Here is a 10,227-nt window from a genome sequence, read left to right as displayed (position 1 = left end):
TCCCCTTCGGGGACTTCAGGAAAACCTGCTTCGCCTGAAGGCGAGGGGTTTCCACCATCCCCGAAGGGGACACTAAGTACCTGGTGCCAAGAAAAACGCTGCTTTTTGATCTACCTGGCACCCGGCACGCAGCGCTACATCCTGCCCGCAATTCCCCATCTCCGGTAACAAAACAGCTGGATGGCAGTATTAAAGACAAATATATCAGTTTTGTAAGAATTTATGGTTTATGTTAATTTTTATCTGTCATGAGCACCTTATCGAGGTACATATCTGTCTGCTTCCTGTTTGTCCTGACGACCTGGACAGTACCGGTCCATGGCGACCTTCTCCTGGACGTCGATTACACACCCTCCGTTCTCGGGACAGGGGAGATGCCGGGATGGAGTTCCCGGGTGATCCTCGACAGCGAGGAGATGGGGGATTACCTCTCCTTCCCATCCGCGGAGATTTTCGCGGACGGTTCCGGCACTCTTGAGATGAGGCTTGTCCGCCGGAACGTGCGGCCCATCGAGACCCTGTTCACCCTTGTCGGTGAGGATGGAACACCTCTGCTTATCGCCCAGGTCCACTGGGAAGGAACCTTCCGGAAAGGGATGCCGGAGCTCAATTTCGAGGGGGCCGGGAGCGACAGGCTCTGGTCCTGGGACTGGTCGGCGCCCCGTTTCGGGAGTTCGAAGGTGGTGGCTTCCACCATTCCTTTGGGTAGTGTCATCGAACCGGGGGGGGACCTTCACCTGGCCCTCACCTGGGGCGCGGTAGCCTCTGACTGCGCGGTCCATCTCAACGGACGGACCTTGCCGGTGCTCGTACCGGAGACCTTCGGGATGGCTGATCTGATCCACGAGTCGGCGAGCCTTGTGGTGGGAGCCGAACCCGCCGGTCCGGACCGTGGGGGGTTCGACCATCTCAACAGCCCCTTCTTTTCCTCAGGGTGCACGATCGCCCCGTCAACCCCTTTGTTCCGGTCATCGAGCGGGTGGCCCACGACGCCTTCGAGGTGGCAGGTTACTCCGGCAATCTGGTTCCGGGCGATCTCCTGACGGTGACCCTGGAAGGAGACGCCTACCAGGAGGCCAGCTTCGATCTTGGCTCCATGGTGAGACTTCCCATGGAGGAAGCCCCCGAGTCTCCCGGCAGGTACTCGGGATCGTACCTCTTCAGGTGGGGAGATGGCGCTTTCGAAGGGCCTGTCACCGGGCACCTCACCGGGGCAACGGGCCAGGAAGCCGTTCCGTCGGTTTCCGCCCGTACGGTGAAGGTCGACTGCAGGGCGCACCTGGAGGTTGCGGCCGAGGCGGATCTGCTTCCGGCCGATCGGTCGTCCACGTCTCCCGTCCTTATCAGGGTGGCCGACGCCAACGGAAAGACTGTGGCCGGGCACCCCCTGAAACTGGCCCTTTCAACCACGGATGAATATACCGGCGTGGTTGGGGGGGGGACTTTCGGAGATGAGGTGGGCGTAGCCATCGACGTCGACTGGGGGGGTGTGACCGACTCCTTCGGCGAGGTGACGGCTGAGTACATTAGCGGTTTTGCCGCCAAGACGATCGTAGTCTCGGCCCGGGACATGGTGTCAGGTGATATTGGTGTGGGCTGGGTACGGTCCTTTGTCGAGGGCGAGGTGGATATCGTCGTGACGGAGCCCAAAGTGAGCGCCCTCTCCATCGCCGGATCCATGGAGGTCTTCCTGTCACGCCAGTGGCTGACGGCCGATGGGCAGAGCCGCAGCCGTATCACCGCTGTGGTGAAAGATGCTCACGGTGAGCCCATTGCCGGGCACAGCGTTCTGTTTACCCTTCTGGGTAATAACGGAACGATCCGGGTGATCCAGGGCAGGACCGATCCGAAAGGCCGGGCCTTTGCGGATTACATCGCCGGAACCGTCATGGGGCAGGTGCAGGTGGAGGTCCGTGACCAGGCCTCGGGAGCCCTTGCCCTCGTCTCCATCGAGCTTCGTCCTGACGCTCCGGCAAAGATAGAGCTCACGGTCGACCCGGGGGAGGTGGTGACCGGTGGGCAGGCCACCATTATCGCCAGGGTGACCGACGCCAACGGCAACCCGAATGGAAATGTTGATGTGCTGTACGACATTTCCATGGGAAAAGGCCTGCTGAATTCATCCAGTGTGCCCACTACCAAGGACGGTGTTGCTACCGTCCAGTTTACCGCCGGTGATACTTCAGGCCTTGTCAAGGTACGCGGCACCGTCATCAGCCGCGTTCCAACCGCCGAGGAGATGGAGGCCGCCCTGGGCGCGGTGTTCCTTTACGGCCTTGAGGAAGATCCCGGCCGCCTGGAAGTCGTCGAGTGGCTGGTCAGACCTGGCGAGGAGGTGATCGAGGGTCAGGAACTGGTTGTTCTCGGGGACCGTAACGATGTCCATTACGCGGTCGTGGCTCCCCGGGACGGGACCGTTTCAACCTTTGCCGCCGAGGAGCGCGACAAAGTCCAATATGGCGACACGCTGGGGTACATTCTGCCGCTGGAAGAATGAGTGCGGAGTGCATCCACCTTCGCCAACCGACTACGGCATCCACCTTCGCGTAAAGCTACGGTGGACAAGAGGCTTCGACGGTCAAGAGGCTTCGGTAAACAGGAAGTGCAGGGTGCGGAGGGAAAAGCGTTTTACGGATTGAGGATGAAAGTCCCGAATTCCGGATTTGTGTCTGTCTACTGAATACTGAATACTGACTGCTGACTGCTGGCGAGGGAGTCGAGTCACGCCACGTCCCTATCGTCAACAGCATGGGGCACTGAGACCCCATCACCGGCCTTAGCTCTCATATCCCTCATCACCTCGTCCAGGAGGTTGCCGGCGAAGTTCATGATATCGGAGTGGGAAAATCCGTTCCTTGCCAGGATGCGGAAAAAGGAGCGTGCAACGACCTTGCCAGCCCTTTCCCGATCGTCAGACGAAAGTTCGATCATCTTTTCCAGGGTATCGCACTGTTTCATCGGGTCCTCTCCAGGGCTGGTCTGACAAGTGCGCCGGTTGTCCTTTTCGGTAATGCAAACACCATCAACTCTGCGGTACAGAGCAACATCCGTGCCGGGATAGGTAGAAAACCGGATTATTCCCCATATTTTATCGGAAGGCATCAAAGAGCCTCTCGCCCTGAAACGGTTCCTGTAACACTTTGAATTATAAAATATAAATTTTGCGTGAGCCATCTCGAAAGGTTTTAGCCCCGCATTGCGGACGCTGAGATGGTGAGTGCCGTGAAGGGGAAAACGGACACATGTCGTCAAGTGTGGCAATTGTGCCACATTCCTGTGGGGCGATAGGGGCACATAACAGGGCATAGCGATGGAGGATCCGCATCGTGTCCATATCAATGTCCAGGCCAGCTGCGATTTCTGCCACGACGCTCTCGACAATGGTCATTATCTTTCGGTCAACCCCTTCGGCGACCCTGACAAGACGTGGGATCTGGAGGCCCTGGGGATCCCTCTCGTCCAGGGGAGCTTTACCTGTGTCAGCTGTCACGATCCCCACGAGGCCGGGGTCCTGGAGCACGAAATAGCCAGCAAGGGATCTGATAACAGCAAACGGCTCCGACTTGGAGGGGGCAACACCATGATGATCTGCCGGGGGTGTCACGCGGACAGGTAGAACAGCTGCCAGCTTGAAGTTCACAGCCGGCAACGAGTGCACTAGGAGTCTGTCGGAGAACCTCATACAGACTCCTAGCTGGAGTTTGTCGGAAAATGACATGTTTTAAAAAAACCAAGCAATTCGAATAGTTACAACCGCCTTTAATAAAAAGAAGCGTCTTCCGACAAACATATCTAGCAGCGTATCGGGGTTTTCCGACACGCTGCTAGGTGCAGGAAAAGCGGTGCAATAAATGCAGTGCAGATGAGATGAAATGCACTTCATGCACTTTCTGCACTTATGCACTGAAATCCAGTCAGAGCAAATATCAGAGACTGGATTTACCTTCCAGCTTCCCCAACCCCAGGTCCACGATCACGGCAAACAGGCCCACCAGGACGGCTCCCTCCAGAATATAGGCGGGGTTTTCGCCGATGAGACCGGCGATGATAGGTCTTCCCAGCCCCCCGGCTCCGATGGTGGCTCCCAGCGTGGCTGTGCCGATACCGATGATGGTGGAAATCCTTATCCCGGTCAGGATCACGGGCCAGGCGAGGGGGAGTTCGACCCGTGTGAGGATCTGGGCGGGTGTCATACCCATCCCCGCGGCAGCTTCCGGGATGTCCGGGTCTACGGCCTGGATACCGGCGATAGTATTGCGGATGACCGGGAGCACACCATACAGGAACAGGGCGATCACTGTGGGTTTGAACCCGAAACCGACCACGGGCACCGCTATGGCAAGGACAGCTACCGGGGGGAAGGTCTGCCCGAGGGAAGCCATGCCGTTGACTGCCTGGAGAAGATCCCGGCCCCAGGGCCGTGTAACGGTGATCCCGGCCGCAAGTCCGACCGCGGTAGCCATGACGCCGGCTGTGGACACCAGGATCAGATGTTCCATGACCAGCCTGGGGAAGGGGACCAGGTCGTAGATGACCTTGTCCAGGGACGGGAAGAGCCACGACATGGTCCAGCGCCATGGGGCCGCTGTCAGGGTAAGAACCAGAAATGTCAGCAGCAGCAGGCTGAAAATGAAATTCTGTCTTATTTTCGACGATGTCATGGCAGTGATTTCAGATTCCTTGTCAGAAACATTTCACCCCCACCTCGATCCTCCCCCCTCAAGTGGGAGGAAAAATAGGGAAGTGGACTATTTGGAGGCCCGGAATGACGATTGTAGATTCAAACCCCTTTGTTGTATGCCTTCCTCAGATTTTCTCCGTGCTCTCTACCGGCTCTGTGTGAGACAGATCTTGGATTTTGGATCTTGGATTTTGGATCTTGGATGTGCTTCACGCCTCCAGAATGTCCTCCAGCCTGATCTCACCTTCCAGCAGCCCCTTCGAATCGACGACAGGCGCGCTCCTGATCCCCTGCTGGACCATCCGCGATAAAGCTTCTTTCAGGGTCGAGTCGCCCATGACGGCTGCCGAGCTGTGTTTCAGGCGGGTCATGATCGCGGATGCTGTGCCTTCACCGCATGTAACGCCGCCGGTTTCAACCCACCCGAGGAGGATGCCCCTTCCATCGGTGACCCACATGAACCGTTCACCCGCTCCCTTGTTCGGAAGGTCTGAAAGCGGGGTATCGGCCCGGACGGACGAGGCCGCCCTGATATGCTGCTTCACCGGGATGCGAGAGAGTCTTTTCAAGGCCCTGTCGGTACCGATGAACTCTGTGACAAAACGGTCGGCAGGCCGGGTCATGATATTTTCAGGGGTGTCGTACTGGACCAGCCGCCCTTCTTTCAGGATGACGATCCTGCCGGCGAGACGAATGGCCTCGTCGATGTCATGGGTGACGAATATGATGGTCTTTTTCAGATCCTTCTGGATCCTCGCAAACTCGATCTGCAACGTTTCACGTGTGATGGGGTCGATGGCTCCGAAAGGCTCGTCCATGAGAAGGATGGGCGGGTCGGCTGCAAGGGCCCTGGCCACGCCCACGCGCTGGGCCTCGCCCCCCGAGAGTTGCCTCGGATACTTGTCCCTGTACTCGGCGGGGTCCAGGCCGAAAAGCTCCAGAAGTTCGTCGGCCCGTTGATCCATGCGGGCCGCGGACCATTTCAGCAGCCTGGGGACGACGGTGATGTTGGCGTTCACCGTCATGTGGGGGAAAAGACCGACGCTCTGGATCACGTAGCCGATGCCGCGCCGGAGTTCCTCCGGTCTGCTCTTTCGGATGTCCACCCCTTCGATGAGGATCGATCCTGACGTCGGAAGGACGAGGCGGTTGATCATCCTCAGGGTTGTCGATTTTCCGCAACCGGAAGGGCCGATCAGGACACAGAACTCTCCTTTTGAAACCGTGAAGCTCAGGTCGTCGACGGCCTTGAGACCGGGATATTCCCTGGTGACCTTTTGCAGCTCGATCATTTCATTCCCCTGGGTCTGAAAAGTTCGATGAGGCCGTTCATGAAACTGTCGACGACGACGGCCATGACGATAATCGGGACAGCGCCGAGCAGGATGAGGTCGGTGGCGGCCTGTCCCAATCCCTGAAAGATAAACACGCCCAAACCGCCAGCGCCGATGAGGGCGGCCACGGCCGTAAGACCGATGGCCTGGACAAGGGCGATGCGGATCCCTGAAAGGATGACCGGCGACGCGATGGGGAGCTCGACCCGCCAGAGCAGCTGAAGGGTGGACATACCCATCCCCCTTCCGGCGTCCACGGCGGCGATGTCCACGGAGGCGAATCCGGCATAGCTGTTTCTTGCCACGGGAAGCAGGCTGTAGGCGATCAGGGCGATGAGGGCCGGAGTGGATCCGATAGCCTGGATACCGAGACCTGTCAGCCGGGGCCACATCTGGATGAGGGCTGCCAGAACAGGGATGAGGATTCCGAAAAGGGCGAGGCTGGGTATGGTCTGGAAGATGTTGAGTATGAAAAAGAGGGGTGTTCTCAGCCGTTTGCCCCGGTGAGCGAGGATGCCAAGTGGAAGGCCCATTGCCGTTGCCAGAAATACTGAACTCAAGGAGAGCGTCACGTGATGGGCCAACTCCCCGAAAAACCTGTCCTGGCGGTTGCTGAATTCCCTGAGGATCGAGAGCTCGGCCAGATGACCCGAGGCGAACAGACCGGCGACAGCGGCAAGAGCTGCAAGGCCGGCACAAATCAGAAAAATACGGTCTCTGACGTCACCACGCTGCCAGATGTAGCCCGGGAGAAGGGCGGTCAGAAAAAGGGCAGTCCATGTTGCCGGACCCAGGGAGACCCGTGCCAGGGAGCCTGCTTGAGAGGCTACCCTGGAGGCGTAGGTGCCGGCTGCCCCAAGGTACAGGGGCCAGAGTGAGGATGCCGAAAGGGAAAGCAGATGTCCGTTGATGCGCCGCGGTACCGGCAGCAGGGATGCGAGCAGGATCAGGAGCCATATCCCCGTGATCAGGAGGGCGGAAGGAACACCGGCTGCCTCGAACAGGGAGACAGGTTCACCGTCAAGAAGACGGTTGGGTCTGAAGGTGGCGAATCCGGAAAACAGCAGAGACCAAAGCCCCAGCGAGGAAAAGATCAGGGTGATCTTGTTTATGGAGAGAAAGCGGTGCATGGCGAATCCAGAATCCAGGAGCCAGAATCCAGAAGCCAGGAATTAACGAATTCGAACTCTTCCGGATACTGAATTCTGACTACTGGCTACTGGTCTATTTTAAGAACCCTTTTTCTTTCAGGTACGTTTCCGCGACGCTCTTCGCATCCAGCCCCTCCACCTGGATCCTTGCGTTCAGGGTCTGGAGCGTGACGAGGTCCAGAGACCGGAACACCGGTTCCAGTATCCTGGCGATGGACGGGTTCAGGTCGAGCACTTCCTTGCGGACGATGGGGGCCGGTTCATAAACGGGCTGCACGCTCCTGGTGTCCTGGAGGATGACCAGGCCGAGGGCTGAGAGCTGTCCGTCCGTGCCGTAGGCCATGGTGAAGTTGACACCGTTAACGCCGGTGGCTGCCGCTTTTTCGGTCTGGGCGGTATTGCCTCCAGACAGGGTCAGGAGCTGATCCTGCCTCAGGGTGAAACCGTAGGCCTCCTGGAAGGCCGGAAGAGCCGCGGCGCTGTTGACGAACTCCTCGGAGCCCGCCAGCTTGATCTTGCCGCCGCCGTTGACGTATCGGGCGAAATCCTCGAGGGTGGTGATCCCGTTTTCACCCGTCACGTCCTTGCGTCCGGCGATGGCCCACGTGTTGTTGGCCGGTGCGGGAGTCAGCCAGACCACGTTGTTTTCGGCCATGTCAAGCTCCCTGACCTTTTCATACCCCCTGGCAGCGTCCTTCCACAGGGGATCGTCGGCGAGGCCGAAAAAGAAGGCGCCGTTTCCCGTGTATTCGGGATAGATGTCGATCTGTCCCGAGGCGATGGCCTTGCGGACCATGGGTGTCGGTCCGAACTCGGTCCTGTTCTCGGTAGGGATGCCGTTACTTTCCAGCACCAGGATGATCATGTTGCCCAGAAGGGCCCCTTCGGTGTCGATCTTGGATGCCACCACGACCTTGCCGGCGGCCAGGGAAGAAGCCGCGAGGCCAAGGCCCAGAGCAAGGACCGACACGACCTGCAATATCTTTTTCATTGTTATCCCCTTTCTTTATAATCCGGGAAATCTAAAGGTATCCGGGTATCCAGGTAACTGAAGTATCCGGGAAGGACGCAGTTACGTTGACAGCTGGACACATGGCACGTAGACACCTGGTTACCTGGCTGCATCTGTTCTAGCAGCGTGTCGGAAAACCCTGACACGCTGCGTAAAAGTTTGTCGGAACGACTTTTCTAATGCTTTTTGCCTTCGAATCAACAGGTGATAAAGTTGCTTGTGAAGATTGCATATTATTGTTAACAAAAGATATTAAATAAAAAAGACTCAAAAAAATATGTTCCGACAAACTCCAGCTAGGAGTCTGTGCCCTCCCTGTTAAAAAACAGGGAGGTTCTCCGACAGACTCCTAGTTTGTGCCCTCAAGAAGAGAATCTTTCAGTGCTTTCAGTCCCCCGTCGCCCATCTTCTCCCCAAACCAGATGGCCATGAGGGCACCGGCGAAATCCGCCCCGGGGATCGTCGCCCTGACCTTGCCCTTGAGCGAAATCGTCGTTCCTTTCCCGGGCTCATAGGCAAAAATGTACTTTTCGTCCTTGAGGGCTGACTCTGTGAAAAGGGATACAAAACGATCCATTCGTTTTTTAAGGTCGTCCGTGGGCGAAAGTGTATTGGCATCGAACCCTTCGCGCCAGGCTTCCTGGAGTTTCTCTCCCTCAACCTCCTTGTACAGGAACTGCATCACCATGGCCTTGGCCTGGTCGGACCCGATAATTTGTCCGGCGTCGCTTCCGGGGTTTTCCATATAAAGGCCGGCAACGTAGACCTTGACCTTGAGAAATGTCTTTGTCCTGATGCCCATTCCCGCAAGGGCAACCTCGTTGCTCCCTATCGTGATGGAATCATCCAGGGTGACACCGGCGAGTTCAGCGGCAGAGGCAGCCGGGAGCCAGGCAGCGGACAGCAATAAAGCGAGAACGATTATCGTGAGGTTTTTCATTTTTTCCTCCAGTGGGGTTCCAGGTTCATAACCAGGTGAAACGAGAACCGTGAAACGTGAATCGTGAAACGTGAATTGTGAAGAGTGAACCGAAGGATCGGCGTGCCGTTCACGGGTCACCGTAAACTTTTCACCGGGAAATGAACAGCAAAGGTCTATCCCTTCTCCTTTTTCTTCGCTTCCACCCAATAACGTTCCATCTCCTCGAGGCCCATCTTTTCCATGGACTGACCATCTTCCTGGACCATCTTCTCCATGGACCTGAACCGATTGCTGAACTTGGTGATGGACCTTTCGAGGGCGTCCTCGGGATGGATCTCCAGAAACCTCGCAAGGTTCACCACCATGAAAAAAAGGTCGCCCACCTCGTCAACGACCTGTTCCCGATCACCTCCTTGAAGGGCGTCCCTGACCTCGCCGATCTCTTCCTCGAGCTTTTCCAGGAGTTGGCCCGTCTCCTCCCAATCAAATCCGAAACTGACCGCCTTGTCCTGAAGCCTCAGCGCTCTGTGGAGGATGGGGGTCTGGCGGTGCCTGTCGGTTTTGCGCTTGCCCTCCGTCTCAACCTTTATGCGCTCCCAGTTCATGAGCGCTTCGTCCTCGTCCGCTGCGCTCGCGTCGCCGAATACGTGGGGGTGGCGCCTGATCAGCTTTTCGTTGATCCCACGGGCTACGTCATCGAAAGTGAAACGGCTCGATTCGGAGGCGATCTGGCTGTGAAAGACGATCTGAAGGAGCAGGTCACCGAGTTCCTCGCGGACTTCCTCGTTCACCCCCCCGTCGATAGCTTCCACCAGTTCGTAAGCTTCCTCCACCACGTAGGGGCGAAGGGTCTCGTGGGTCTGTTTCCGATCCCATGGGCAGCCGCCCTTTCCCCTGAGCCGGGCCATGATCTCGAGAAGTTCATCCATAGGTGGCTTGGATTTGCTGTCTGTCAAGGGTGTCCTCCGAAAAAGGGATTTGCCGGTTTCTCCCTGGCGATGCGGTAGTGATCCGATCGTTTTTCCGCTTTTATCTTTTGACAGGGTCGCGAAAAGTCCAATCCGGGACTTTTCGCTCCACGGAAAGGGAAAAGCGTCGTTTTCCCTTTCCTTACAATGACTGCTGAT

General features: G+C 57.5%; 10 protein-coding genes. 3 read left to right on the top strand and 7 right to left on the bottom strand.

Annotation, left to right across the window (positions count from 1 at the left end; all coding sequences use genetic code 11):
- The first annotated feature begins 248 nt into the window (after positions 1 to 248).
- Together P1S46_09675 and P1S46_09670 are read left to right on the top strand one after the other, a co-directional pair.
- Complete coding sequence (locus P1S46_09675) at positions 249 to 1,043, top strand: hypothetical protein (GenBank protein MDF1536750.1); 795 nt, start codon at positions 249 to 251, stop codon at positions 1,041 to 1,043.
- Complete coding sequence (locus P1S46_09670; GenBank protein ID MDF1536749.1) at positions 935 to 2,497, top strand: Ig-like domain-containing protein; 1,563 nt, start codon at positions 935 to 937, stop codon at positions 2,495 to 2,497. Before P1S46_09675 ends, P1S46_09670 begins: the two co-directional genes overlap by 109 nt.
- 224 nt (positions 2,498 to 2,721) lie before the next feature.
- On the opposite strand, the gene P1S46_09665 is transcribed toward P1S46_09670, so the two are convergent.
- Positions 2,722 to 2,958: a hypothetical protein gene (locus P1S46_09665; protein MDF1536748.1), complete on the bottom strand. Its 237-nt coding sequence runs from the start codon at positions 2,956 to 2,958 to the stop codon at positions 2,722 to 2,724.
- A 352-nt stretch (positions 2,959 to 3,310) separates the two neighbouring features.
- Between P1S46_09665 and P1S46_09660 the strand changes: the two genes are divergently transcribed.
- On the top strand, positions 3,311 to 3,616 hold the full coding sequence (locus P1S46_09660; protein MDF1536747.1) for a hypothetical protein: 306 nt from the start codon (positions 3,311 to 3,313) through the stop codon (positions 3,614 to 3,616).
- A gap of 310 nt (positions 3,617 to 3,926) precedes the next feature.
- Here P1S46_09660 and P1S46_09655 read toward each other — a convergent pair whose 3' ends face one another.
- The 6 genes from P1S46_09655 to mazG all read right to left on the bottom strand — a co-directional run bounded on the left by P1S46_09655 (position 3,927) and on the right by mazG (position 10,056).
- Complete coding sequence (locus P1S46_09655) at positions 3,927 to 4,661, bottom strand: ABC transporter permease (GenBank protein MDF1536746.1); 735 nt, start codon at positions 4,659 to 4,661, stop codon at positions 3,927 to 3,929.
- 229 nt (positions 4,662 to 4,890) lie between these two features.
- Positions 4,891 to 5,973 (bottom strand): ABC transporter ATP-binding protein, encoded by a 1,083-nt coding sequence (locus tag P1S46_09650; GenBank protein MDF1536745.1) that lies wholly within the window; start codon positions 5,971 to 5,973, stop codon positions 4,891 to 4,893.
- On the bottom strand, positions 5,970 to 7,145 hold the full coding sequence (locus P1S46_09645; protein ID MDF1536744.1) for an ABC transporter permease: 1,176 nt from the start codon (positions 7,143 to 7,145) through the stop codon (positions 5,970 to 5,972). Before P1S46_09645 ends, P1S46_09650 begins: the two co-directional genes overlap by 4 nt.
- 94 nt (positions 7,146 to 7,239) lie before the next feature.
- Positions 7,240 to 8,157 carry an ABC transporter substrate-binding protein gene (locus tag P1S46_09640; GenBank protein MDF1536743.1) on the bottom strand — a complete coding sequence of 306 codons (918 nt, stop codon included), beginning with the start codon at positions 8,155 to 8,157 and terminating at the stop codon, positions 7,240 to 7,242.
- A 370-nt stretch (positions 8,158 to 8,527) separates the two neighbouring features.
- On the bottom strand, positions 8,528 to 9,118 hold the full coding sequence (locus P1S46_09635) for a chalcone isomerase family protein (GenBank protein ID MDF1536742.1): 591 nt from the start codon (positions 9,116 to 9,118) through the stop codon (positions 8,528 to 8,530).
- A gap of 155 nt (positions 9,119 to 9,273) precedes the next feature.
- Complete coding sequence (gene mazG, locus P1S46_09630; protein ID MDF1536741.1) at positions 9,274 to 10,056, bottom strand: nucleoside triphosphate pyrophosphohydrolase; 783 nt, start codon at positions 10,054 to 10,056, stop codon at positions 9,274 to 9,276.
- Positions 10,057 to 10,227 lie beyond the last annotated feature (171 nt).

The sequence above is a fragment of the bacterium genome (genome assembly GCA_029210545.1).
Taxonomy (GTDB): Bacteria; BMS3Abin14; BMS3Abin14; order BMS3Abin14; family BMS3Abin14; genus JARGFV01.
Note: the sequence above shows the minus strand (reverse complement) of the source record. Positions and strands in the feature narration are given on the sequence as shown.

What these genes read in the sequence shown, in the direction of transcription:
- P1S46_09675 (MDF1536750.1), top strand. Translation starts at nt 249, where the DNA reads ATGAGCACCTTATCGAGGTACATATCTGTCTGCTTCCTGTTTGTCCTG.
- P1S46_09665 (MDF1536748.1), bottom strand. Translation starts at nt 2,958, where the DNA reads ATGAAACAGTGCGATACCCTGGAAAAGATGATCGAACTTTCGTCTGAC.
- P1S46_09660 (MDF1536747.1), top strand. Translation starts at nt 3,311, where the DNA reads ATGGAGGATCCGCATCGTGTCCATATCAATGTCCAGGCCAGCTGCGAT.
- P1S46_09655 (MDF1536746.1), bottom strand. Translation starts at nt 4,661, where the DNA reads ATGACATCGTCGAAAATAAGACAGAATTTCATTTTCAGCCTGCTGCTG.
- P1S46_09650 (MDF1536745.1), bottom strand. Translation starts at nt 5,973, where the DNA reads ATGATCGAGCTGCAAAAGGTCACCAGGGAATATCCCGGTCTCAAGGCC.
- P1S46_09645 (MDF1536744.1), bottom strand. Translation starts at nt 7,145, where the DNA reads ATGCACCGCTTTCTCTCCATAAACAAGATCACCCTGATCTTTTCCTCG.
- P1S46_09640 (MDF1536743.1), bottom strand. Translation starts at nt 8,157, where the DNA reads ATGAAAAAGATATTGCAGGTCGTGTCGGTCCTTGCTCTGGGCCTTGGC.
- P1S46_09635 (MDF1536742.1), bottom strand. Translation starts at nt 9,118, where the DNA reads ATGAAAAACCTCACGATAATCGTTCTCGCTTTATTGCTGTCCGCTGCC.